Annotated in this window: 19 protein-coding genes and 3 tRNA genes; 15 read left to right on the top strand and 7 right to left on the bottom strand. The window is 55.8% G+C overall.

Annotated elements, in window-relative coordinates; translation table 11 throughout:
• Positions 1–45 precede the first annotated feature (45 nt).
• From AS89_RS16580 to AS89_RS18360, 11 genes are all read left to right on the top strand, one after another.
• Positions 46–2,622, top strand: a complete 2,577-nt coding sequence (locus AS89_RS16580) for a DNA internalization-related competence protein ComEC/Rec2 (RefSeq protein ID WP_081475639.1) — start codon at positions 46–48, stop codon at positions 2,620–2,622.
• Between the two features lie 104 nt (positions 2,623–2,726).
• Positions 2,727–3,347 (top strand): MotA/TolQ/ExbB proton channel family protein, encoded by a 621-nt coding sequence (locus AS89_RS0101500; RefSeq protein WP_010130486.1) that lies wholly within the window; start codon positions 2,727–2,729, stop codon positions 3,345–3,347.
• Between the two features lie 29 nt (positions 3,348–3,376).
• A complete protein-coding gene (locus AS89_RS0101495; RefSeq protein ID WP_010130485.1) occupies positions 3,377–3,796 on the top strand; it encodes an ExbD/TolR family protein in 420 nt (139 codons plus the stop codon).
• Between the two features lie 105 nt (positions 3,797–3,901).
• Entirely contained in the window at positions 3,902–5,740 is a 1,839-nt protein-coding gene (msbA, locus tag AS89_RS0101490; RefSeq protein WP_010130483.1) for a lipid A export permease/ATP-binding protein MsbA, read from the top strand.
• 51 nt (positions 5,741–5,791) lie between these two features.
• Positions 5,792–6,823 carry a tetraacyldisaccharide 4'-kinase gene (gene lpxK, locus AS89_RS0101485; RefSeq protein ID WP_010130482.1) on the top strand — a complete coding sequence of 344 codons (1,032 nt, stop codon included), beginning with the start codon at positions 5,792–5,794 and terminating at the stop codon, positions 6,821–6,823.
• On the top strand, positions 6,820–7,605 hold the full coding sequence (gene kdsB / locus AS89_RS0101480) for a 3-deoxy-manno-octulosonate cytidylyltransferase (RefSeq protein ID WP_010130481.1): 786 nt from the start codon (positions 6,820–6,822) through the stop codon (positions 7,603–7,605). Before lpxK ends, kdsB begins: the two co-directional genes overlap by 4 nt.
• A gap of 99 nt (positions 7,606–7,704) precedes the next feature.
• Complete coding sequence (gene murB, locus AS89_RS0101475) at positions 7,705–8,721, top strand: UDP-N-acetylmuramate dehydrogenase (RefSeq protein WP_010130480.1); 1,017 nt, start codon at positions 7,705–7,707, stop codon at positions 8,719–8,721.
• A 470-nt stretch (positions 8,722–9,191) separates the two neighbouring features.
• A complete protein-coding gene (locus AS89_RS0101470) occupies positions 9,192–9,836 on the top strand; it encodes a response regulator (protein WP_010130479.1) in 645 nt (214 codons plus the stop codon).
• A gap of 121 nt (positions 9,837–9,957) precedes the next feature.
• Positions 9,958–11,772: an excinuclease ABC subunit UvrC gene (gene uvrC / locus AS89_RS0101465; RefSeq protein ID WP_010130478.1), complete on the top strand. Its 1,815-nt coding sequence runs from the start codon at positions 9,958–9,960 to the stop codon at positions 11,770–11,772.
• Positions 11,773–11,893: 121 nt separating this feature from the next.
• On the top strand, positions 11,894–12,460 hold the full coding sequence (gene pgsA / locus AS89_RS0101460; RefSeq protein WP_010130477.1) for a CDP-diacylglycerol--glycerol-3-phosphate 3-phosphatidyltransferase: 567 nt from the start codon (positions 11,894–11,896) through the stop codon (positions 12,458–12,460).
• Between the two features lie 115 nt (positions 12,461–12,575).
• A complete protein-coding gene (locus AS89_RS18360) occupies positions 12,576–13,166 on the top strand; it encodes an HNH endonuclease family protein (protein ID WP_237709613.1) in 591 nt (196 codons plus the stop codon).
• Positions 13,167–13,216: 50 nt separating this feature from the next.
• On the opposite strand, the gene AS89_RS18740 is transcribed toward AS89_RS18360, so the two are convergent.
• From AS89_RS18740 to AS89_RS0101420, 7 genes are all read right to left on the bottom strand, one after another.
• Positions 13,217–14,125, bottom strand: coding sequence for a serine hydrolase domain-containing protein (locus tag AS89_RS18740; protein ID WP_158217328.1), 909 nt, complete (start codon positions 14,123–14,125; stop codon positions 13,217–13,219).
• Positions 14,126–14,652: 527 nt separating this feature from the next.
• A complete protein-coding gene (locus tag AS89_RS0101445) occupies positions 14,653–15,513 on the bottom strand; it encodes a DUF1214 domain-containing protein (RefSeq protein ID WP_202798358.1) in 861 nt (286 codons plus the stop codon).
• A gap of 369 nt (positions 15,514–15,882) precedes the next feature.
• Positions 15,883–15,968, bottom strand: a tRNA-Leu gene (locus AS89_RS0101440).
• Between the two features lie 71 nt (positions 15,969–16,039).
• Positions 16,040–16,113, bottom strand: a tRNA-Cys gene (locus AS89_RS0101435).
• Between the two features lie 453 nt (positions 16,114–16,566).
• A complete protein-coding gene (locus AS89_RS16575; protein ID WP_010130471.1) occupies positions 16,567–17,805 on the bottom strand; it encodes a hypothetical protein in 1,239 nt (412 codons plus the stop codon).
• 126 nt (positions 17,806–17,931) lie between these two features.
• Positions 17,932–18,008, bottom strand: a tRNA-Pro gene (locus AS89_RS0101425).
• Positions 18,009–18,148: 140 nt separating this feature from the next.
• Positions 18,149–18,997, bottom strand: coding sequence for an acyl-CoA thioesterase (locus AS89_RS0101420; RefSeq protein WP_010130470.1), 849 nt, complete (start codon positions 18,995–18,997; stop codon positions 18,149–18,151).
• 410 nt (positions 18,998–19,407) lie between these two features.
• Between AS89_RS0101420 and AS89_RS0101415 the strand changes: the two genes are divergently transcribed.
• The 4 genes from AS89_RS0101415 to AS89_RS0101400 all read left to right on the top strand — a co-directional run bounded on the left by AS89_RS0101415 (position 19,408) and on the right by AS89_RS0101400 (position 25,490).
• Positions 19,408–20,106: a TetR/AcrR family transcriptional regulator gene (locus AS89_RS0101415; RefSeq protein WP_010130469.1), complete on the top strand. Its 699-nt coding sequence runs from the start codon at positions 19,408–19,410 to the stop codon at positions 20,104–20,106.
• The gene (locus AS89_RS0101410) at positions 20,099–20,665 is read left to right on the top strand and encodes a DUF1285 domain-containing protein (RefSeq protein ID WP_010130468.1); all 567 of its coding nucleotides are present in this window, start codon (positions 20,099–20,101) and stop codon (positions 20,663–20,665) included. Before AS89_RS0101415 ends, AS89_RS0101410 begins: the two co-directional genes overlap by 8 nt.
• Before the next feature lie 333 nt (positions 20,666–20,998).
• Complete coding sequence (locus tag AS89_RS0101405; RefSeq protein WP_010130467.1) at positions 20,999–22,657, top strand: hypothetical protein; 1,659 nt, start codon at positions 20,999–21,001, stop codon at positions 22,655–22,657.
• A 109-nt stretch (positions 22,658–22,766) separates the two neighbouring features.
• The gene (locus AS89_RS0101400) at positions 22,767–25,490 is read left to right on the top strand and encodes a TonB-dependent receptor domain-containing protein (protein ID WP_010130466.1); all 2,724 of its coding nucleotides are present in this window, start codon (positions 22,767–22,769) and stop codon (positions 25,488–25,490) included.
• Positions 25,491–25,587: the final 97 nt, after the last annotated feature.

The following is a 25,587-nucleotide window of genomic DNA, read 5'->3' as shown; positions in this document are numbered from 1 at the left end:
GAAGAGCAACATGGATGTGGTGCACGGACCGAACGGACATCGGTCATGAAGAGGTTTGGGAGCAACTGGCAACCGAGTCCCACGGTGAGCCTGTGGATGTGCGCGCTTGGCATCGGCCAGGTCGCCTACTGGCCGACACTGCCGGGCAATGCTGTGCTGGCCGACCAGATTTTGCTGTTGTTCGGGGCGCTCTGGCTCACTCTTTTGGTCACCGGTATCGCTGATACCGCGCATGGTGGCCTGCGGCCGCTGGTGTTCCGCCTTTTGTTCCCGTTTGTTTTTGGTGCTTGCTGGGCTCTGGCGGCGAATCTCCAGTCGCTCGAGCAGCGCCTTCCTGCGGACCTCCATGGTTCGGACCACGATGTCACCGTTCAGGTGGTCTCCCTGCCACAAAACGCGCCCGCTGTGTCTTACTTCGGGGGTCCGTTACCGGCCGCGCGCGGCTACCGCGATGCGCGGTTTCGTGCCCGTATTACTAACGCTGCCGATCCCCGTTTTGTGAATAGAGTCGTTCAGCTCGGCTGGTATCGGATGGTCCCAGAACAGTTGGCGGGCTTGCGTGCGGGTAGTCTCTGGCAGCTGCGGCTCCGCTTGAAACAGCCCCGCGGCAGCACAAATCCGCACACCTTCGATTACGAGGCGTGGCTACTGGAGCAGGGGGTATTTGCCACCGGCTATGTGCGCGACCGCGACCAGCAGCCCAAGTTACTCGCTCAGGGGACAGGCATCGATGCGCTGCGCGAGAGTCTGCGGGATGGACTTGGTGGAGGCGGCGCAGATGGCTATGCATCGGCCACGCTGATGCGGGCACTGCTGCTGGGAGATCGCGGTGGTATCGATGAGAGTACCCGCGGCTTGCTGCAGCGGACGGGTACCGCGCATTTGCTGGCGATCTCGGGGCTGCACGTTGGTATGGTGGCTGCCTGCTTTTTCGTTATCGGCGGTTTGTTGGGCCGTTTGGGCGGATTGCTCCCCTGGGCTCCGCGATTGTTCCGCAACCCGGTGGGCCTGGCGGGAGCCATCGGCTTGCTTGCGGCTACCCTGTATACCCTGTTGAGTGGTGCGCCGCTTTCTGCGCAGCGCGCATTGCTTATGGCTGCGGTCGCACTCCTGACTTTGATGCTCCGGCGCCGACTTGATGCTCACTTGGCGCTGGCCCTGGCGTTATGTGGGGTGCTGTCATGGCAGCCCCTGGCGGTGCTGAATGCTGGGTTTTGGCTTTCCTTTGTTGCGGTCGCGGTTTTGTTATTGCGGTTTCAGGGCCGTTTACCGGTGAGCGCGATCGCCGGGCGCGAGGATGTGCAGGGGTTACCAGAGTGCAGCGCGCGCGTTTTGTATGCCGGCTTCACAAATAATGTGCGCAGCCAGCTGGCAATTGTGGTTGGCTTGCTGATCCCTTCGCTCATGATTTTCTCCGGGCTTAGCCTGACCGGCCTGCTCGTTAATCTGGTTGCCATCCCGTGGGTAGGGCTCACCATTCTGCCGCTGATACTTCTTGGGGCTTTGCTGCCTCAATCCTTTTTCACCCTGTTCTGGCATTTGGCAGACGTGCAACTGCAATGGCTGTTGGGATTTATGCGTGCCGTAGATGACACCGTGCCCGGCTGGTATGCGCTGCCGGTTCCCTCCACCTGGGTGGCCTTGCTCGGAGCTTTGAGTTGCGTGATTTGGCTGCTTCCCAAGGGGCTGCCGGGGCGCGGGTTGGCTTGGCTGTTGGTGCCGGTGGTTATGTTTAGCGCTTTGCCAATACAGCGAGCGCAATCTCCCTATCTTGAATTGTCGGTATTGGATGTAGGGCAGGGTTTGGCGGTTACCGCAATGACTCAGGAGCACACGCTGGTTTTTGATACCGGTGCCGCAACCCCCGCGGGATGGAGCGCTGGCGCGGCGGTGGTCGCGCCTTACCTTCGGGCGCTCGGTAGGGATACGGTGGATCAACTGGTGGTAAGTCACGGGGATCGGGACCACGCCGGTGGCGTGGCCGGTCTATCGGAGCAACTTGGGGTCGTCGAGAGCTATTCACCCGGCCTGCTGGCACGGCGTCTGGCTGACAGTTTGCCTGGCAGCACTGCCAGCAAACGCTGTGCGGCTGGTCAATCGCACAGCCTTGGTGGCCTGACTGTGACATGGCTGTGGCCAGAAGCGGTAGCGGGGCAGGGCGAAGAACTTCCGCGGCTTAGTGGTGAGGAGAACGATCACAGTTGTGTGGCCCTGCTGGAGTGGGGAGATGTACGGATTCTCCTAACCGGTGATATCTCGCGCAGGGTAGAGCAGCGGCTTGCCCGCCAGTATCCGGACTTTTTGCCGGTGGATGTATTAATAGCCCCACACCACGGCTCCCGTACTTCGTCATCGGATGCTTTTATTCAGTGGGCGCGACCGGATTGTGTGGTGTTCAGTGCGGGCTATAAACATCGCTTCGGGCACCCGCATAACGACGTCGTCGCCCGGTATACAAAAGCCGGAGTGGGGCAGCTTAATACGGCAGATAGCGGGGCCGTTCGATTTTCGTGGGATTCGGCCAGTCAGCTGGAGATTCACGAGGCGCGCGCGGAAGGACGCTTTTGGTATGCGGGTCACAGCAACAAAAATTATAACAATCAGACACTTAGCTGCCGCTGATAGCTGTGGTAGAGTTTCGGGTCACGGCATCGAATATCGTTGATTAGGTGCCGAATTTATACACAGATACCATAAGAATCCCGTACGCAGTCTGGGGCACAAACGTGTTAGAAATCATCAAATCCGGCGGCTGGCTGATGCTGCCAATCCTGCTTTGTTCTGTTGCTGTTATCGCCATTTTCATCGAGCGTCTTTGGACCCTGAATGAGCGCAAAATCGCGCCCCGCGCCCTGTTGGGCGAGGTCTGGGGTAGCCTGCGCAGCAATCAGCTGAACTCGGACAAGATCAAGGAGCTGCGCGATTCCAGCCCGCTGGGGCGGATCTTTGCCGCAGGCCTGTCCAATTCCAAGCATGGCCGGGAGGTCATGAAAGACAGCATCGAAGAGGCGGCCAGCAAGGTGGTTCACGAGCTGGAGCGTTTCCTCAATGTGCTCGGCACCATCGCCGCAGTCGCGCCGCTGATCGGCCTGCTGGGCACCGTGCTGGGTATGATTCAGGTTTTCACCGCCATCATGCAGGAGGGTACCGGTAACGCCGGGGTGCTGGCGGGGGGTATCTCCCAGGCCCTGATCACCACTGCTGCTGGCCTGAGCGTGGCGATTCCCGCGCTGATGGCCCATCGCTACTTCCAGCGCCGCGTGGACTCCATTGTGGTGACCATGGAGCAGGAAGCGGTAAAACTTGTGGATGCGCTGCATAGCGACCGCCGCATCGAAGCCGCCTGAGCTTAATTTCCAGGATTCAGGAGCGCTCGATGCAATTCCGCCGCCAAAGCCAAGAGCAGGATGGGGTTAACCTCACGCCACTAATCGATGTGGTCTTCCTGCTGCTGATCTTTTTTATGGTGTCTACCACCTTTACCAAGGAAAGCCACCTGAAACTCAACCTCCCCGAGGCCTCCGGGCCAAAGGCGGAGGCACCGCCGTCCACGGTCGAAATCCTTATCAACGCAGACGGTTCCTATTCTGTTGATGGTCGTGCGCTGATCAACAAGAAGCTGGCCACCCTCAAATCGGCACTGTCGGAAGTGTCGGCTGGCGAGTACAATCGCCCGCTGATCATTACTGCCGATGCCACCGCAGAGCACCAGGCTGTGGTCCGTGCAATGGATGCGGCTGGTCAGTTGGGGTTCGTACACCTCAGCATTACCACGCGGCAGCCGGGCGAACAGTAATCTATAAAGTGTAAACCGGAGTACCAAACTGGCGCTCCGGCGCTTCTGACCGCGTGTTCGGCTCTGATTGAGCTGTTGAGTCGAATGGCCACAACCTGATTGTTTATGGATAAATCCCCGCAACCGCCACGCAAGCCGAAGAACGGAGCCAAGACCTACCGTCGTCTGCTGTCGTATGCGGCGCCGCACTGGCCGCTGTTTGTCCTTGCGGTGTTTGGTTTCCTGCTGTTCTCCACCATGGAGGTGGCGCTGATTGCGGTGACCGAGTTACTGCTGGATGCGGTGGGTGTGGGCATTGATGCCGGGCGTGGCTTCCTGTCCAAGTATGTCGCCGGGTTTTTCCCCGGTGGCCACATGCCGCAGGAAACCGCGCGCTGGCTAGTACCTCTGGGCATGCTGATAATCGTGGCCCTGCGCGCGCTGGGTAACTTTATCGGGAGTTACGGCCTGGCGTATGTGGCGCGTGCGGTTATCCATCAGTTGCGCACCGAACTGTTCGCACACATCGGGCGTCTGCCCAGTAGCTACTTTGACCGCTACACCGGTGCATTTTTGATTTCCAAGGTTGCCTACAACGTTGAGCAGGTAACCAACTCCATTACCAAATCGCTGAAAGTGATCTTTCGCTCCTCGTTCACCGCGATCGGTCTTTTGACCTATTTGTTGATGGTGAACTGGAAGTTGACCCTGACGTTTTTTCTGTTTGTTCCGATTATCGCTGCCATCGTCGGCATTGTTGGCAAGCGTTTCCGCAAACTCAGCCACCGTATCCAAAACACCATGGGTGATGTTACCCACGTAACTCAGGAAGCCATCAATGGCTATGAGGTGGTGCGGATGTATGGTGGGCAAAAATACGAGAACACACGCTTTCAAGCGGCGAGTAACGCCAACCGCCAGCAGTTTATGAAACTGGTGGTGGCGGATAACGCGAGTGTTTCAGTAATCCAGATTCTCGTTGGTCTCGCCACCGCTTTACTGGTCTGGTTTGCACTGGCGCCGGGAATGGTGGAATCCATGACCGCCGGGGTCTTCGCGTCATATATCGGTGCCGCCGCGTCGCTGGCCAAACCTATTCGTAACCTTTCTGAGGTTTACGCAGAAATCCAGAAGGGTATTGCGGCAGCGGAAAGTATTTTCGATGTGATCGATTCACCAAAAGAGCCCACCGGCGGTACCGCTCAGTTGCCGGAGCCGGTAACCGGGCAGGTGACGTTCGACAATCTCAGTTTCCGCTATTCAGAAGATGGGCCGGATGTCCTCTCGGATATCAGTTTTACCGTCGAAGCTGGCAAGACGATCGCACTGGTGGGCTCTTCCGGTTCCGGCAAGAGCACGCTGGTGAGCCTGCTGTCCCGTTTTTACGAGCCAACCTCTGGGCGCATCCTGTTGGATGGTGTGGACATCACGCAGTTGCCGTTGGCGGATTTGAGAGAACAAATCAGCCTGGTTTCGCAAAGTATCGTGCTGTTCAATGACACGGTGTACCGCAATATTGCCTACGGTGAGCTGGAAGGAAAGCCTGATGCCGAAGTGCAGCAGGCGATTGATCTGGCGCACGCGCGCAGCTTTATCGAGGAATTGCCCGAGGGTGAGCAGACGGTATTGGGCGACAATGCGCAGATTCTCTCCGGTGGCCAGCGCCAGCGCCTGGCGATCGCCCGGGCGTTGCTGAAGGATTCTCCACTACTGATTCTCGACGAAGCGACGTCCGCACTCGACAATACCTCAGAGCGGCATATTCAGGCGGCTCTGGGTGAGGTCATGAAAGACCGTACGACCTTTGTGATCGCCCACCGCCTCAGCACCATTGAGAATGCCGACTGTATCCTGGTGATGGAGCAGGGCCGTATCGTAGAGCAGGGCAGCCATAGCGAGCTTCTTGCCCGCGGCGGTCGCTACGCACTTTTGCTACAACAACAAAATGCCGAGGGAACAGGCTGATTGGCTTGTTCATCGCATACGTCAACACAGGGATAGGGAGCGCTTGGCGAAATGTCGCTAGAAGACTGGTTGAACAAACGCTGGTATCCGGCCACCAGTGGTGGCGAGGACAGCGGTCATCAACTGCCGCTACTTGCACCGCTCGAGGTGGCTTTTCGCCACGGAAGCCGCTGGCGGAAGCAGCGGAATAAGCCTGCACCCTTGCCGGTACCGGTGATTGTGGTGGGTAATATCACCGTAGGTGGCGCAGGGAAGACGCCCTTGGTTGCCGAGCTGGGACGCTGGTTACAAGAGCGCGGACGCAAGCCCGGCATCATCAGTCGGGGTTACGGTGGCCGAGCCAAACATTACCCCTACAACGTTACCGCACAATCCCACCCGTTAGAGTCTGGTGACGAGCCACTTATGCTGCACCTGATGACGGGTCTGCCAGTGATGGTTGCGCCCAAGCGTCTCGAAGCTGCGGAGGCCCTCATCGAGCAACACGGTTGCGATGTCATCCTGTCGGACGATGGCCTGCAACATTATGCCTTGTGGCGCAGTATGGAAATCTGTGTGGTGGACGGGCAGCGGGGGTTGGGCAACGGCCATTTGTTGCCCCGTGGCCCGCTGCGCGAATCGGTAGATCGACTCGATAGCGTCGACATGGTCGTTGCCAACGGCCTGCCGAGCGAATTGACCCTGTCCCAGTGCGGCGAGAAGCTCGACTTCACCATGGAGCTTGAGCCGGCACTGTGGCACCAGTTCAACCTGGACCAGACTTCATCGTTAAAGCTGGAGTCCGGGCCCGACATTGGCCCTTGCAATGCGGTTGCCGGTATCGGAAATCCACAGCGCTTTTTCAATGCCCTACGCGCAGCGGGGTATACCGTCACGGAATTGCCATTCCCGGATCACCACCAGTACAGTGCGCAGGAACTGCAGTTGGATGGCATTACACCAGTTATCATGACCATGAAAGACGCGGTGAAATGCCGGGACTTCTGGCAAAGCCACTGGTGGGCGCTGGAAGCACGCGCCCAGTTGCCGCAAGCCTTTTACCAGCGCATTCATCAACACCTTGAGAGCTTCGAACCCGCATGACCCGTACGAGTAGTTCTGCAAGCGCCCCCAGTTTTGACGTAATTATTCCAGCGCGCTACGCATCGAGCCGACTGCCAGGCAAGCCACTGGCGGAAATCGCCGGCAAGCCGATGGTCCAGCGTGTTTATGAGCGCGCCCTAGAGAGCGCCGCAGAGCGGGTGGTCGTCGCCACGGACGATGGGCGGGTTGCAGAGACTGTCACTGCATTCGGCGGCAAGGTTTGCATGACCAGCCCGGAGCACGCGTCGGGTACCGATCGTTTGCAGGAAGTGGCCCAGCAATTAGGCCTGGCCGACGACAGGATTCTGGTGAACGTGCAGGGGGATGAGCCGCTGATCCCTCCGGCAGTGATCAACCAGGTGGCTGCGAATCTGGCGCGCAATACCGATGCCGGTGTGGCGACACTTGCGGAGCCGATTGAATCCGTCGAAGACTTTTTGAATCCCAATATCGTCAAGGTGGTGTGCGAGGGCTCGGGGCTGGCGCGATATTTTTCGCGAGCGCCAATTCCATGGCCGCGCGACGCATTCGCCGCGGGGCAGGGCGCTTTGCCAGAAGGCCTGAATTCGCGCCGCCATATTGGCATCTATGCTTACCGGGCAGCCTTGCTCAACTTGTTTGTGGCGTGGCCGATGGCACCAATCGAGGAATTTGAAGCATTGGAACAGCTTCGGTTCCTGTACAACGGCCATGCCATCCATGTGGACGATGCCTGCGAAGAAGTACCCGGTGGCGTCGATACTGAGCAGGACCTTGTGCGAATGCGTGCGCTGTTTGCGTGAGCAGTGTGCCTAAGTTATTTGCGTGAGTAGTTTGCCTGAGTTTCCCGGAGCGCTGACCGTAAAATCCGTCACATGCGTATCTTCAAGCACTGGTAGTACATGATTCAGTCCGATATTGATCTGCAGCCATTTAATACGATGACGATAGCCGCGCGCGCCAAGCACTTTTGCGCGGTGACTTCCCTTGAGGAATTGCGGGAGGCGCTTGCGTTTGCCCGGGAGAGATCGTTGCCCATTTTGCCCCTCGGCGGCGGCAGCAATATTGTGCTTACCGATGACTTCCCTGGGCTGGTGTTGCACTTGGGTATGCGTGGCCTGGAATTTGAGAAAGATGCAGACGGTGTGCGCATTGTTGCGGCTGCCGGCGAGAACTGGCATCAGCTGGTCATGCGCAGCGTGGAGGGCGGATTTGGCGGCCTGGAGAATTTGGCGCTGATTCCGGGAAACATCGGCGCGGCTCCTATTCAAAATATCGGTGCTTATGGCGTGGAGCTCAAAGACTATTTTGAGCAGTTGACCGCAGTTGAGATTTCCAGCGGCGATCTGGTGACGTTTAGAGCAGATGACTGTGCGTTTGGTTATCGTGACAGTATCTTCAAAGGTGCCGGTAAGGATCGTTACCTGATCTGCGAGGTGGTTTTGCGCTTGCCGAACACCTGGAAGCCGCGGGTTGATTACCCGGCGCTGCAGCAGTTTTTTGCCGATAAGGGTGAGTCGCTGGATGTGCTAACGCCTGCGGCCATTGCCGATGCCGTGATTGAGATCCGCAACAGTAAACTCCCTAACCCGGTGGAAATTCCCAATACCGGCAGCTTCTTCAAGAACCCGGTGGTGAGTGAAACCCAATATACGGCACTCAAGGCGTCACACCCCGGTGTCGTCGCCTATGCCGCTGGTGATCGCTGGAAATTAGCCGCCGGTTGGCTGATCGACAATGCCGGCTGGCGAGGTTTCCAGCGCGATGGTGTCGGTGTCCACGACCGTCAGGCCCTGGTCCTGGTGAACCCCGGGCATTGCAGTGGGCAGCAGGTTGTCGGGCTGGCCCGCGAAATCGCCGCCGATATCAAAAACAAATTTGGTGTGACACTCGAGCCTGAGCCGCGTTTTTACCCCTGATCGGCAGTTTGGCCTGCCGCCTGCTTATATGAGTAAAGCGCCGGTACTGGCGGATTCCGGCGCTGAGTATGACGTCGCTGAAAAATAATGCTCCCGTCATACGCACACCCCCTCGCGCCTGCAGGGACAGCAAGCACACCGCCCCCCTGAGGCGGATAGCTCTTCCGAGTCTATTGAAGTCGTACCACGCCGTCTGCACAATTTGTCGGCAAAACGATCTCTTGCAAATACACGTATGTCCGGCACATATCTCTGATAAGTGTTGGAATTTCGCCGAATTTGTCTTCAATTTCTTATGGAAACCTTGCTTTGCATCAAGACATTAGTCTGGTATGTTTTCCATGGGCTCTGTGGATGGATCTTTGCAGGAGTAACCTGCTGAGCAATAACAAGAAATTTAGTTTTACGCGAACTGTATTCAGTAGGAAAATATCGCGAAAGCTGATTGAAAATCCGTGGTTGGGGCTAATTTGATAAAAGTCTTAGTGGTAGACGATCATGACCTCGTGCGTATGGGGATATCCCGTATGCTGGGGGATGTGTCCGATATTGAAGTGGTCGGTGAAGCCAAGAGCGGTGAAGATGCCATCGCTTTCGTGCGCGAAACCCCGGTTGACGTCGTTCTGATGGACGTGCGCATGCCTGGCATGGGTGGTCTCGAGGCGACGCGCAAACTGATTGCCCGTGTTCCGGAGTCCAGGGTTATTGCTGTTAGCGCACTGGATGACGACTTGTTCCCGAGCCGCTTGATTCAGGCGGGCGCCAAAGGTTACGTCACCAAGGGCGCGGACCTGGAAGAGATGGTGCGGGCAATTCGCTCTGTGGTGGCAGGGGAGACGTATATTAGTTCCTCCATGGCCACTAAGCTGGCGCTGCGCAGTGTCAGCGGCGGCTCATCGCCCTTTGATGAGCTGTCTGAGCGCGAATTGCAAACCGCGGTGATGATCGTCAATGGCAGCAAGGTTGCCGAGATTGCCGATACACTTGCGGTCAGCCCGAAAACAGTGAATACCTATCGCTACCGCATTTTTGAAAAGCTGGGTCTGCACTCGGATGTCGAGTTGACCTTGCTGGCGGTCAAGCACCATGTACTGGACCCCGAAGAGGCGCTCTAGCACTGGTGCGAAGCGGTTTCTCCGTAGAAATGTAGAACAGGGGCCCTTGCTGGCCCCTGTTTCGTTTTGGTGCCGTTTGCGCCGCACTGATACAGGTTTGGTTCTGAATTGATGATTTGCGATGTTCGACAGTAAGCGGTTTTTATCTACGGTCACACGCAAGCCCGGTGTTTATCAGATGTTTGATGCCGGGGGTAAGGTCTTGTATGTGGGCAAGGCCAAGAATCTGCGTAACCGCCTGGCAAGTTATTTTCGTGCGACCGGCCTGACCGCCAAGACCATGGCTCTGGTTGAAAAGATCGCCGACATTGAAGTGACTGTTACGCGCAGTGAAACTGAGGCACTGGTGCTTGAGCAGAGCCTGATTAAGTCCCAGCGTCCGCCCTATAACGTAATGCTGAAGGATGATAAGGGCTATCCGTACATCTTCCTGTCCAGCAAAGACACCTTTCCGCGTATTGCCTTTCATCGTGGTTCCAAACGGAAAAAAGGCGACTACTTTGGTCCCTTTCCCAATGCATCTTCGGTCAGGGACAGCCTCAACTTCCTGCAAAAGACCTTTCGGCTTCGCACCTGTGAAGACAGCGTCTTCGCGAATCGCTCACGTCCCTGCCTGCAATACCAGATAGAGCGTTGCACCGCGCCTTGCGTGGACTTTATCGGCGCCGAGGAATATCGGGCGGATGTACGCCACGCGCAAATGTTTCTCGCCGGAAAAAGTGACAGCATCATTCGCGAGTTGGCGGATGCGATGGAGAAGGCCTCGGCGAGCCTCGAGTTTGAGAGAGCCGCGCGCCTGCGCGATCAGATAGTCGCCTTGCGGAGGCTGCAATCGGATCAGGTTGCGGAAAGTGCCGGTGGTGATGTCGATGTTCTGGGCGCCGCGACATCGGGTGGCCTGTGTTGTGTGCATGTGTTGTTTATTCGGCAGGGGCGCATCTTGGGTAGCCGCAGTTATTATCCCAATGAGAAGCTTGGGCTCGAGCCCTCCGAACTGTTGTCGGCATTCGTTCCGCAGTTCTACCTTGGGGGGAATCGGGAAATACCACGCGAAATACTGATGCCCGAGCAGTTGGAGGATGGTGATCTGCTCGCGCATGCGCTTGCCGAGCAATCGGGGAAAGACGTACAGCTGCTCAATCGCCTGCGGGGTAATCGCGCCTCCTGGGTAGAAATGGCGCAGCAGGCCGCCAGCCAGAATTTGCAAAGTCGCACGGCATCCCAGCAGAAGCTGCAGGACCGATTTGAAGACTTGCAGGGCATCCTGCAGCTCAGCGAGCTACCCGAGCGGCTGGAGTGCTTTGATATCAGCCATTCCAGTGGTGAGGCCACGGTGGCATCCTGTGTGGTGTTTGATACCGGAGGTCCGGTCAAGTCGGATTATCGGCGCTTCAACATTGACGGCATCACCGCCGGTGACGATTACGCAGCCATGGGGCAGGCACTGCAGCGGCGCTATGCGCGACTGTCCAAGGGGGAGGGGCGCTTTCCAAATATTCTGCTGGTGGACGGAGGCAAAGGACAGGTTCGCCAGGCGATTGATACATTGAATGAGCTCGGTGTGCTCGGTGTCCAGATTATCGGTGTCGCAAAAGGCACAACCCGCAAGGCGGGCTTCGAAACTCTGCATGTCGTTGCGCAAAATCGCGAGTTGGTGCTCGAGTCGGACTCTCCGGCGCTGCACTTGATTCAGCAAGTGCGCGACGAGGCCCACCGCTTTGCGATTACCGGGCACCGTCAGCGGCGCGACAAAAAACGCCGGGAATCACCACTCGAGGGTATACCCGGTGTCGGCCCTGCACGCCGCCGTGCTTTGCTCCATCATTTTGGGGGGCTGCAGGAGGTCTTGCGGGCGTCGGTCAATCAGATTGCCAGCGTAGAGGGAGTGAGCCGGAAGCTGGCGCAAGAGATATACTCCTCCCTCCACAATGAATAAATGCGTTGTACAAATATTCCGCACTGGGGGCGCATCGCCCATTAGCGTTTATTTTTCGCCGCTAGATTGCTAAGTTACGCAGTGCCGACGAAGTGTGTTCAGCGAATGTAAAAGGACCAGCATGACTCTCGCCAACAAATTGACCCTGCTGCGCGTAGCGCTCATCCCGGTTTTTGTGCTGGTTTTCTATCTTCCTTACAAGTGGAGCTACGTTGCCTCCGCTCTCATCTTCTCCATTGCCGCCGCGACCGACTGGCTTGACGGCTATCTCGCACGCAAGCTTAATCAGAGTACCCCCTTTGGTGCCTTCCTGGACCCAGTGGCGGATAAGCTGATGGTGGCGACGGCCCTGGTACTGTTGGTTGACCTGCATGACCACCGCCTATTTACCATCGCCGCGGCCATTATTATCGGCCGCGAGATTGCGGTTTCTGCCCTGCGTGAGTGGATGGCCGAACTGGGTCAGCGCGGTAACGTCGCGGTGAACTACGTGGGTAAGATTAAAACCACGGCGCAAATGGCCGCGATCATCGTGTTGCTGGCCTTTGATGTGGAGGAGTTCCCGGTGATGGAAACCATCGGCTACATCCTGCTGTATGTCGCCGCTGCCCTGACACTTTGGACGATGGTGGTCTATTTGCGTGCGGCCTGGCCTGCGCTGAATGGCGAGGATTCGTCCCCTTCCTAATCGATTTATAACGCGTTCACAGATCTGGCGTCTCGTGTAGAGACGCGGATTTTCAGGTCGCAATCAATTCGGTACGATAGTTCCATTCGAGCATTTGTGCGCCAATGGAGTTATCGTGCCTTTTCGCTTATTTTTCCCTCAAAAATACACACGTTCAATCGTCACCCTTGTTGCTGCCCTATGCTGTATTGGCTCCGGGGCTAACGCCGCTGAAAGCAACAAATACAAGCGAGCAGAGTGGCTCCCAAAGTGGTCGGATACCGATCGCGATTGCCAGAACACCCGTCACGAACTCCTTGAGCGTTATTCGCTCGCTCCAATCACGTATGCCGATGCGCGCCGTTGCCAGGTACAGGGTGGTCTCTGGATGGACCCGTACACCGGCCAGTTTTTTGAGTTGGCGTCCGACCTGGATGTCGAACACATCGTGCCGCTTAAATGGGCGCATGAAAGAGGTGGGGCACAGTGGTCGCGCGAGCAGAAGCGCGCTTTTGCCGAGGATCCCGATAACCTGTGGCTCGTCGATGACGGGCGCAATCAGAGCAAGGGACACAAGGGGCCTGATGAGTGGATGCCGCCCTACGGCCCGGTCCGGGAATATTACTTGCGCCGTTTTCTGGGTATTGCGGAAAAGTATGGTCTGCAGGTAAAGCCCAATGAATCGCAGCTCATCCTGGCGATGTTGGCGAACTCTCGCAAAGGTTGAAGGCGGCGCTGGGTCATGGATGCAGGGCCGATAGCCGTGTGCGGCCGCGATTAGTCCGCAACGGCTTCGAGAATTTCTGCAAACCGCTCTTCGACAGGATAGGGCGTTGCAGACCAGCCGAGCCGGACTATTACAATATTCCGAGATGCCGACACCATGACTTTCTGCTCGCGGTTTCCCAGCATGAAAAGACTGTCTTCTGGTAGGCGTGGGTGTAGGCATGGCGTTTGGCTGCGTCCCGGGCAATTTAGCCAGAGTTGGTAGCCGTAACGAATGTCGTTGTCGCTAGTGTTGGGTTGAGCGGCCTGGGAGATCCAGTGAGGATCAATAAAAGGTGTCTCGTGAGGCGTGCCGGCAAGCGCGCCGGAAGAGGCGTAGAGTTGTCCAATACGCGCCCAATCGCGAGCAGTACCGTATCCATAGGAGCTGCCTACCAGAACGCCATCATCATCCAGTTCGATCAATACGCTGGGTGTGTCGAGTGGCTCTATGAATACCTTTTGCAGAAAATGCAAAACTTTCTCCGTTCCACCCAGTCTCTCGTGCATCCAGCGTGTCAGTAGGTTGGTGCTCCCTGATGCGTATGAGAACTGCGTGCCGGGCGTATGCTGCAGGGGCCGCTCCAGCGCATAGCGGGAGCAGGGGGCGCGGCCGAACAACATACGCGTTACGTCGCTACCCAGCCGATAGTCTTCGCAGAAGTGCAGCCCATCACACATTTGTAGCAGGTTATGCAATGTAATCACTGAGCGGTCGTCACCAGACCAAGCGGGGAACAGCTCGCCAGCGTGTCTATCCATCAAGCCGAGGGTTTCCATGCGGCCGAGGAGCAGGGCAATGACGCTCTTCGTTAATGACCAGCCGAACAGTGGCGTGGTGGCGGTAATCCCACTGCCATAGGCTTCTCCAAGAATACGCCAGTCACGCATTACCAGTACTGCGCGCGTGTCCAGCCCCATAAGGTTGTCTAGCCGTACCTGTTGGCATAACAGCTGCTGCAGCTGGCTATTCTGGTACCGGATACCGGCACCAGGTGATTTGACGTCCCGCCTATTTGTATTCGCTGGCACGTAAGTAGAAAGGTGTTGTTCGTACCCGGCATTTAAGGGAGAAAATATCGCCGAGCCTAGCATCGGCCGATATCGCGCACGCACGGTAAAGAGTTTTCCGAGGCTTGCCGTTGTGAGCTGGCCGTCGTGGCGGATTGTCACAAGGCGAAAGAGGGGGGAGTATTTGCATAGATCGCGGCGTATCCGCGTCGCGGAGAATCCGGAAATATTGTGGGCAGAACAAGCGAGTTTTGCACTCATTGCCAATACTGCTCGCAATGCCTCTCGCGGCTGCCTGAGTGGATTCTGGGCATTGCTCCGATGTGCGACGACGCGGAAGGCCGCAACACAGGCCGCAACACAGACTGCAGCAATGACCGCTATGCCAATGAGTTCGAGCATTATATTGCAGGTACTGATGCCGCCATTGCGATGCGCTACTCCACCACCTGCACCGGTGGCAAGTTGTATTCCCTTTTCAATACCGCAGGGCCAGGCCGATAGACGCGCATCAGGAAGTTCCAGCCATCAGTAATATCCACACGGTTTGCTTGGTTGCCGCAAGCTTGTTCACTGCCGAAGTAAGCGGTAAAGGTGTTGTCTTTATTCAGCGTCACATTGCGGTCATTAATAATGTTGTTGCCAGACTTCATAAATCCATCATCCCCGTACACGGTGATGGACCAAAAGGCATTGTTGTCCGGTACCGCATAGTTTGCCCGGTAGCACTTTGATCCGTCTTGCGGGCCGGTGTAGTTGATGTATACGGCGTCTTTTTCCGGAAACAAATATATGGCTCCAGCGACGGCCAGATGGCGGGTCTGTTCATTGACTTCTCCCCGGGGTCCCATCCAGTCGGGCTCGTATTGATCAAATTGCTGGAACTCTTTCTCGTACTCCTTGCGCAGGGTGAGCATGGAATCTTTATCCCACAACGGTGTGGGAAATGGGTCGGCGCTGGTCGCGTTAATCGTGATCTTTTTTTGCATTGCGTTTACCAGGGCTACATCTTTGGGGTCACTGGGATCTTTTAGCTGGATGCGCTGAATAACCGCGGCATACTTGGTGTCTTCCGGGAGTTTATGAGTGCCCGGGGTGTAATACACCGCAGCGGCATAGTGATCATTGTCGACCACGTACACGGAGAAATATCGATCATCGGGAAATTCTGGAATGGTGATCGTGGCACCACCCTCGGTGTCAACTACGGCACCGGCGTAGAGCGTGTCGCGATTCATGCGCACGACAGTTTGGTTATCGAGAGGAGTCGGTTCCGTGATGTAGAAAAACGTATTCACCTTGCCGCCAGCATTTTTTTGAAAGTCAGCAAGTGCGAAATCGACTTCGGCACGGATGTAGTTTTCGGGTGTTACCGGCTCAGTACCGTGAGCAGGGTGCAGGTGCAGAGCAACACAAATGAAACAAAGCAGTTGCAGGCCGAACTTTAAAAGGGGCTCGCGTACAGCGGATAGGCGAGTATGAAAATCTGGGTTTTGGTAAGGTCTTCGCACAGCGCACACTCATATTCTGCCGTTTGTTCTTGAGTGTAGTTGTGTCGAGGTGTTTCGGCAGTAGCAGCCGGGACGGAAAAGACGGCCGGAAATTGCGCGGGAAATAGCTCGGATAGTAACGAGATAAGGATTCAGAATTTGGTGCGGGAGGAGGAGTGGTGCCCGGGGCGGGACTTGAACCCGCACGACCAGAAGTCGAGGGATTTTAAATCCCTTGTGTCTACCAATTCCACCACCCGGGCCAGTGGATGCTCAGCTGGCTCGTTTGTTGGCCAGTGATGCTGGCAAGCCTGAATAGGCTGACCAAGAAATATGGAGGCTAGGGTCGGAATCGAACCGGCGTACACGGAGTTGCAGTCCGCTGCATGACCACTCTGCCACCTAGCCATAGGTGTCGCATCAAGCGATGAAAACGTCGCGGAGTTTAGCGGATGATCGCCAAAAATCCCAGCGTTTTCTGATACTTACGCGCCTCAGGGCGTGTAAGAGGGCGCTATTCTATGGCCTGCGAAGGATTAGTCAAGGCAATTTCTCGAACTTCTCACCGGTGAGTGAAAAGTAAGCAAATGCCATGTTTCGGGTTCCTATAATAACTAGCCAGAATGAAAAGCGGACTGCTATTGCGATTTGTTCTAAACGAATCTGGAATCATGCTGGAAATCCTGCGGGGCTGGCTAATACTGAGAGTAGCTGGCTAGCACACATCTCCCCCCACGTCGTGTTTAGTAGTGCCGGCCGGGCACCTTCCTCCATACGGGTGCCCCGTGTGTTGTAAGGATGAAATCCTCCAAGTTTCACTCCTAATGGTCTTGGCCCTGACGCTCTCCCCCCCCCCCGTCGTCAGGGCTTTTTTTTGCCTGAAAGAAATGTCCGGTCTAGCTGGGGAACTTCGCTGCCTGCGGCCTCTTCTGCGAGCTTGCGAAACCGGTCCAGGGTGATTTCCCCGCGATCAGCCGCCATTGCGGTTACCACATCGTCCAAGCTGCGTTCACCATCGCTAGCGCTCTGAATGTAGAGGTCTATTTCCCCCATAACAACAGCCGCGCGTGCCGTGATTGGGCCAGAAGAGCGCTTCACCAAGAGGTCGGGGGATTCCTCGCCCCAGGCGGCGAGTTTCTCCATGGTTTCCTGGTAGCGGCGCTCGCTGATACCGCCCGTGCGACGCAGGGTCTGTAGCGAGTAGTACTCTGCGATGCCTTCTACAATCCAGTCGCTTTCCTTGTCACCGCGAATACCGGTGCCCACGTGGATTAGCTCATGCAGCAAGCTGCTGGTACGGTTCCCCGAGATGAGTGGCCGGTCCGAGTGGATAAACAGGGATCGGGTACCGGAAAGTCCGCCACGCCACATGGGGTCGGGCGCCATGACAATCAGCAGTTTGTCCGGGAACAATGGAAAGACTTTTTTCAGTTCCGGAAGTGTCCAGTTGAGAAAGGCGAGCGTATCTTGCCGTCGGATATCCTTGCCACGGGGGCCAGCTACAACGGTGTCGGTGCCATCAATAAATTCTTGTCGGCTCCCCAGGTCACCGGCAATCATCCAGCCTTTCGGGCGAATAAAACGGCGTCCGTCATCTTTGAGAATAAAGACTCCGGCTTCATCTTTTTGGTAGGGCGCAAGGCTGCGCCAGTTCTTCGGGGTAGTGATTTCCAGGGTAGCGCGGGAGTGCAGCCGTTGCGGTGCGCGGGTGGAAATGGGTGGGATCAACTTGTCGGTGCGCAAAATCGCCCAATCATCGGTGATGCGCGAATCGTAATGACCAGAACCCTTTTTCTTATCGATCTTGAACTGGTAGTGGATGCTGGAAGTCTTCCCCTTGGGGGTCCAGATCGCCTTGTCGCCATCCATCTCGATATCACCGTCGCCCTCGATGTTGTGGTGGCGCGCAGGCTTCAAGTGCAGCGTGAGTTTACTCGGCAGTTCATCACCAGACAGAGTAATGGTGACGTCGGCCATGCCAGTTTCAGGCTTGAGCGCTGCCTGATAGCGCACATCGTAGTAATCCACGCCCTTGGCGTTGGCGGTAACCCAGGGGGAGAGGGTGACGAGAATCAGGAGGAATCGTAAAAATAAACGCACTGGTAGAACTCAAACCCATGTCGAATGGTTAAATCTGGTGTCTGTGACCACAAACAAGGGTATCAGTGCCGCAGATTCTGGCTCAATCAGTGAAGTGTAAAAATGAGAAAGCGGTAGGAGGGAAAATGGTCGGTGAGAGAGGATTCGAACCTCCGACCCCTTCGTCCCGAACGAAGTGCGCTACCAGGCTGCGCTACTCACCGACTAGGTCGAGCAAATTGCTCGCGCTTTGTTGCAAAGCGGGCGGCATTATAACAGCCGGTCACGGGCTGTAAACCACTGATTTCATTAAATTTACGAACCTGCCGCGATTGCTGCGGGCGGCAGGTTTGCACGATGCGGCTTAGCGGTCGATCTTGCGAATCAGGCCTTCCTGGGTGGTGGACGCAACCAGGCGGCCGTCACGGGTAAAGATCTGGCCACGGCAATAACCGCGGGCACCGCTCGCCGAGGGGCTGTCGGTCACGTACAGCAGCCAATCGTCGGCACGGAAGTGGCGGTGGAACCACATGGCGTGATCCAGGCTTGCCGGCATCATATGCGGGTCAAACAGGCTGATGGGGTGCGGCTGCAGGCTGGTGCCAAGCAGTGCCATATCCGAGGCGTAGCACAGCGCGCTGCGGTGTTCGATCGGGTCGTCGGAAAGCTCGCTGTCCACCTTGAACCAGAACATACAGCGTGGCTCGCGCACAGCGGCGCCAAAATAGCTCATTGGATCCACCGGGCGGAAGTCCACCATGTAGCGACGCTGGTTGTGCGCAGGGTCATTCATGCCGGCTTCTTCCGCCAGCTGCTGGGTGTTTTTCAGCTTTTCAGGGGGAATAACGCCCTCGGTGGGCATGTCAGTTTGATGATCGAATCCCGGCTCATCGATCTGAAACGAGCAGGACATATTGAAAATGGCTTTGCCGTTCTGACGCGCTACCACCCGGCGGGTGGTGAAGCTGCCGCCGTCGCGAATGGGGTCCACATCGTAGATTACCGGCATTTCGCTGGAGCCAGGGCGCAGGAAGTAGGCGTGCAGAGAATGGGGCAGGCGGTCTTCCACCGTCCGCGCTGCTGCCATCAGGGCCTGACCGAGCACTTGGCCGCCAAATAGCACTTTTCTGTAGTTCTCTACATGGCTGCGGCTGCGATATAGGTTGCTATCTAATCGTTCGACGTCGAGCAGCGTGCTCAGAAATTCCTGCATAGGGGACCCAAATAAAACAAATGTTACGAAGCGCCAATGCGGCGCGGTCTGGTTCGCGCTGAATGATAGCAAGCCGAAGCGCCCTGGCCATTACGCATTCTCCCATTCGGCCTAGCAATACGATGCGCGAGCCGCCGGGGTATGGCTGGGACCTTGGGCTGCGGCTACATTTTTTATATCGACTTACTATCCCGCTACCCCGTTATCCCGTTAACTCCGGCCGAAGTGCTGATGTTGCCGTCAGTCGGGTTGAGGAATCTCTTTCTACCAACTTGGCGAGAGAGGGGCGAAATCCTGTGATAGGCGCGAATTTCATCGAATTTCTTTTCCAAAGCAGGGGAATTGCCTATCATTCATGAATGGATAGTCAATTTCAGTCTCCAAATTTACGGACAGTTAAGGTCGGAAGTATGGATAAGGCAAAAGAGAAGGTTCAGCGGTTCCGTGCGCGCGAGCAGCGTATCCTGGACGCAGCGCTGGAGCTGTTGCTCGAGCATGGTGAAGAGAAGGTGACCGTTGAGCAGATTGCTGAACGCGTCGACATTGGTAAAGGCACCATATACAAGCACTTTATCTCTAAGACCGAGATCTATATGCGCCTGCTGATGGACTACGAGAAGTCCCTCACAGAGCGCCTGAAGAGCGCCGTGGCAACTGCAGAGCAGGGTGATATTACCGCCCCGGCACGTGCTTATTTTGAGTCGCGCATGGCAGATCCTGCGCGCGACCGGCTGTTTCAGCGGCTTGAAGAAAAGATTATTGCGCTGAACCTGGCTCCCGAAATGATTGCTGAGCTCCATGCGCTGCGTAATTCCAACGCCTCGGCGCTCAACCGCGTCTTCGAGCGCCGCATGGAACAGGGCGTACTGAAGAAAGTCCCCCCGTATTTTTACTACTCCACCTACTGGGCCCTGGTACAGGGCGCTGTTGAACTGTATCACTCCAAATCGTTCTCTGATGTTATTGAAGATCGCGAGGGACTGATGGAGTTCATCATGGATGTTGGTGTGCACATCGGTGACATTTCCAATCGCCGCCACCAGGAGTCGGATCAACCCGCCGGCGTTGCCCAAAACACGCCCGGCACACCGGGTAGCAGTTTTGGCTGAGCCACTATTCCAGCAGTTACAGAAATTGCAGGACGAGTTCCAGGGATACCCTCCGGTATCCTCCTGGAACCCCGACCTCTGCGGCGACATGGATATGATCATCAAGACCGATGGTCACTGGATTCATGAAGGCACAGAAATTGAGCGCAAGCCGCTGGTAAAGCTGTTCGCGAGTATCCTCAAGAAAGAGGGTGATGATTATTTTCTGGTCACACCCGTCGAGAAGTGGCGCATTGTGGTGGAAGATGTGCCTTTTTTAATTACCCAGGCTGCGCGGGAAGGGGAAGGTGACAGTGCGCAGATATTGCTCACCACGAATACCGGGGATGTGCTTCCGTTAGACAAAATGCACCCGCTTCTGCTGAAGCCTTATGGTGAGCCATCTCAGCCAATTCCCTATATAGAAGTCCGCGATGGGCTTGAAGGGCGTATGTCGAGGGATGTGTATTATCAGTTGATCGACTGGGCGGAACCGCGTCAACCAAATGAGCCTCCTGCCAAACTCTGCCAGCTCTGGTTAAAAAGTAACGGCGAAGAGTTTTTGCTCGGCCAATACTGAACTCTTCCTTAGGGCATCTTCAGCCACACTCTCGTCGGCCTTGTAATTTATTTCTTACTAATACAATCCAATGTTTCGCGTAAATTAAATCCGATTATTTTTTATCCGGAATAATATTTACTGAAATAGATTAGAAATATTGGAGAAATATCCCTGACACATAAATTTCATATTTCAAAATATTTGAAATATTTTTCTCGATTTCATATTCGCGTCTTTCATTCGTAACATTTTCGCAACACTCCATTCCTAGACTCCCCTTCGTCCAAATTGCTTTGGCCGTTAAAAAAATTATTTACGGATAAATCCATTTCATCCTTGTTAGGGGGATTCATGAAACTCGTAACCAAGAAGCTGCTGCTGGCAGCTGCTATCAGTGGTCTTCTGGCTGGCTGTGACAGCGGCGGTATTACCATTGCTCCAGAAACTAATGACAACTCCGTAGATAACAGCACTGGCGGTGGTGACGGTGGCGCGGTTGTCGATAACCCATGTGCCTCTTATGAAAAAGCCGGTTCTGTTAAGCAGGGCGAATTCAACGCTGAGACTGGTAACTGTAGCTACAACGCAGCGTTCGTCGATTCCGGCAACCCGTTGACTGTTGACTTGGTAATTCCGGCCCTGGAAAACGGTGTGCACCTTTTTGAAGGTAGCCTGTTCGTTGGTAACAACTACGACGACGACACCACCATGGCTGCTGCTGGTATCGCTGAAGGCGGTGACGGCGCACAGCTGACTGTGCAGGCCGGCGCAACGGTTGCATTCCCGGATAGCACCAAGTTCATGGTTGTAAACCGTGGTTCCCAGCTGGTTGCGGTGGGTACTGCGCAAGACCCAATTACTTTCACTTCTCTGTCTGACGTAGAGGGCACTGTAGGTCCTGAAGACGTACAGCAGTGGGGTGGTATGGTGATCAACGGTTTCGGTATCACAAACAAGTGTGCCTACGATGCTGAAATGAACACCTCTGAGTGTCACGTACTGGCCGAAGGCGCTGCCGGTAAAGATCAGTCCAACTACGGCGGTGACAACAACGGTGACAGCTCCGGCCATATGGAATATGTGCGCGTTAAGCACACCGGTGCGGAAGTTGCGAATGGTGACGAGCTGAACGGCATCACCTTCAGCTCTGTTGGTTCTGGCACCATCGTCAAGAACCTGCAGGTTTACTCTACGTACGACGACGGCATTGAAATGTTTGGTGGTGCAGTTAGCTTCGAAAACTATCTGGCCATGTACGTGCGTGATGACTCCATCGATATCGATGAAGGCTGGAGCGGCTCCATCACTAACGCACTGGTTATTCAGGGCGAAACCGATGGTAACCACTGTATCGAGTCTGACGGTATCGGTTCTTACAAAGATACCAATGACTACTCCGCCCTGATCGAGGCCGGCCTGAACAGCCGTCCGGTGATCGACGGTCTGACCTGCATCATCTCCGCGCAGAGCGAAGGTACGCACGATCCTGGCGCTGGCTGGCGTTTCCGCGAAGGTATCTTCCCGACGATCACCAACTCTATGGTTATCGGCTCCTTCGCCGCCGATGAAAATGGAGTGGAAGGTAGTAACTACTGTCTGCGTGTAGAGAGCGACGAGACCACTGCTGCGCTGGCTGCTGGTACCGAAGCAAGCATCACTTCCAACATCTTTGCTTGTGCTGACAAGACTAAAGGTGGCCCGATTGGCGCTGAAGAACTGGAAGCCTGGGCTGTTGCGAACGGCAACGTATTTGCCGATGTGCCGGCCGGCGCCGCTCTGAACCCGACCGCCGCTGCCGACACTGGCCTGCAGCTGCTGGAAGGTCCTCTGTCTGTATTCTCCATCGACACCGACAGCATGATGGTTAACGACGCGCCTGTTGGCATCTCTCCGATCGAGCGCGCCTACCTGGGTGCTCTGAGTGCTGGTGACAGCGACTGGACTGTTGGCTGGACTTACGGCCTGCACGACGGCAGCCGTGCTCAGGCGCTGTGGTTCGAGCAGCAGTAAGTGCTTAGCTGGTCAGGTTTATAGATTCTGACTGAGAGGCGCCGCCTTCACACGCTGGAGCCGGCGCCTCGTTTGATTTTGAGATCAGGAACGATTAGAGGCCTGGGAAATGGATAAGAACGAAAAGTTTCAAAGAGTGCCGTTGGTTTTGGCTATCGCCACGGCCTCTGTCATTGCTCCTAACGCATTCGCGCAGGTAGAAATGGATAACATTGCTGGCCCACAGGCTCAGCAAATTGAAGAAGTCATGGTTCAGGGGCGCCTGAAAGACTCGGCAGAGATGTTGGTGAGTGAGCGCCTGGAAGAGGAAGTGGTAACCGACATTCTCGGTTCTGAAATGATTGGCCGGGTAGGGGATTCTACAGTGGCTGCGGCACTGCGTCGTGTGGCTGGCCTGTCTCTGGTAAACGACAAGTTTGTCTACGTTCGTGGTCTGGGTGAGCGTTACTCCAGTACCACGCTGAACGGCGCCACTGTCCCGTCTCCAGATCTGACCCGTAATGTAATCCCGCTGGATATCTTCCCGACTTCCGTGGTGGACTCCCTCGCGGTACAGAAGTCCTACTCTGCCGATCAGGCGGCAACCTTTGGTGGTGGTAACGTTAATATCCGTACCAAGGGCATCCCCGATGGTTTGACGTACTCAATTGAGTTGGGTACCGGCACCAACACCGAGACCGATGGCGATGTACTGTCATACCGCGGCGGTGACGATGACGACTTCGGCACCGACGATGGCACTCGTGCCTTGCCTGTCGAGCTCGAGCAAGCGCTGCAGCGCTTTAAAGGTGAGCTGGGTGTGCAGGATATTCGCGAAGTGCTGGAGCAGGAAGGCAACGAATATGCCTCAGCCTCTGAAGCAATTGCGGCCGCAAGGCAGCTCAATCGTGAGCTGGCCCTGCACTTGAACCGCGACATCGCAGTAGAGGAAGACTCCAGCAATCCGGATATGGATTTCAAAGGCAGCGTCGGCAACCGTTTCTACATCACCGATGATCTGGAAGTAGGTTTCCTGGCGGGTGCTTCTTATAAGAATCGCTGGCGTGAAGAAGAGACCGTCAAGCGTTCTTATGGTCTGCCGGAAGAAGTTGTGGATGTTGAGAACACCTCGACGTACTCCGTAGATTTGAGCGGTAACCTCAATCTGGGTGTGCGCTATGGCGACGACCACGAAGTTACTCTGACCAGCTTGTATCTGCGCAATACCGATGACGATACTTCTATTCGCGATTACTTCAACGAAAACCGCCAGTTGTCTGACGGCCGTGGTTTCCGTGAATACGCACTGAAATATGAAGAGCGCGATCTGCTGGTGAATCAGGCGCAAGGCACTCACACCCTAGGCCCCGCCACGAAAGGTATGGTTCCAGGTGGCCTGCTTGACTGGGCGCCTGAAGAACTACAAGTGGACTGGTTTTATTCCGAGTCCACGGCCCAGACCGATATTCCGAATGAGGTTACCGTCAATGCGGACACCCTGACCAACAGTCTGGGTGAAGTAGTGAGCTCTTCGGTAAGCAACGGCGTAAACAGTTCCGGTTTCCGTTTTACTGAGCTGGAAGATGAGGTTGCAGACTTTGGTTGGAGCGCTACCTTGCCGTTGGAGTTCTCCAGTTCTTCACTGGAGTTGAGCGGTGGCTTCGCGCGTACCGAAAAGGCGCGCTACTACAAGCAGAGTGAATTCCGCATTGGTGCGATCAACGTTGATGATCCTGCCACACTAGGCGGGAGCCTGGACCAGGTGTTTGGCGATGCGCAAATCACTGACCCGGCCAATGACTACGCGTTTGACCGCGCTGGTACCAATAACCAGAGTTATATCGCAGCAACCTTGACCGATGCCGTATTTGGTAAGGTTGACTGGACCCTGAGTGAAACCTGGCGCGCCTCCGCTGGCGCGCGCTGGGAAGAGTACAACCAGGTTGCACTCGACTGGAATCCCTATGGTTACAGCGTTGACGACCCTCAGATCACTGCAGATGAAGATGTGCTCCGGGATTCGACGTACAGTGACGATGCGGTATATCCGTCTCTATCGTTGACCTACATGGGTGCGCTGTGGGCGGAGACCTTCCAGCTGCGTTTCGGTGCCAGTAAGACCGCGGTTCGCCCGGACCTGCGTGAAATTACTGAGGCGATCTACATCGACCCGATTACCGACGAGCAGGTGAAGGGTAACCCGGACGCGCGCCCATCTGAGATTACCAACTTTGACGTACGCGGTGAGTGGTATTTCGACAATGGTGACAACCTGACCGTATCCGCATTCTACAAAGACATTGTCGATCCGATCGAGTTCTTTGAATTGGCTTCTAGTGATACCAACGTTGCGCGCGAAATTATCAATGCGGAATCTGGTGAGATCACAGGTGTGGAAATTGAGGCGCTGAAAGGCCTTGGTTTTATGGGTGAATTCATGGACAGCTTCTTCGTCCAGAGCAACCTGACATTCCAGGAAACCGAGCTGGTTGCCGGTGCCGAAGCGGATGCGCCTACCAATCCGATCCGTGAAATGACCGGTGCTTCCGAGTATGTGGTTAACATGCTGGTCGGCTTTGACTCGCCAGATGGCGGTCACACCGCAACCCTGGGTTACAACGTGTTCGGCGATCGTCTGTATGCTGCCGGCCGTAACGGTGCCCCGGATGCCTATGAGCTGCCGTTCCACTCGCTGGACCTGACGTACTCTTGGTACCCGACCGAAGAAATCACCATCAAAGCTAAAATGCAGAACCTGCTGGATGAGGCAATCGAAATTGAGCGTGCCAGTGTGATCGTATTCGAAGAAAAGCCCGGCCAGTCTTTTGCGCTGAGTGCTCAGTACAAGTTCTGATCGGAAAGGTTTCGACAACAAAAAAGTACCTGGAAGTATTATAGCAACAGGGATGCTTAAAGAGCCGGGCGCTGGTAACAGTGTCCGGTTTTTTTCG

The sequence above is a fragment of the Microbulbifer agarilyticus S89 genome, assembly GCF_000220505.1.
GTDB classification, from domain to species: Bacteria; Pseudomonadota; Gammaproteobacteria; order Pseudomonadales; family Cellvibrionaceae; genus Microbulbifer; species Microbulbifer agarilyticus_B.
This window is presented reverse-complemented; position numbering and strand designations above follow the sequence as displayed.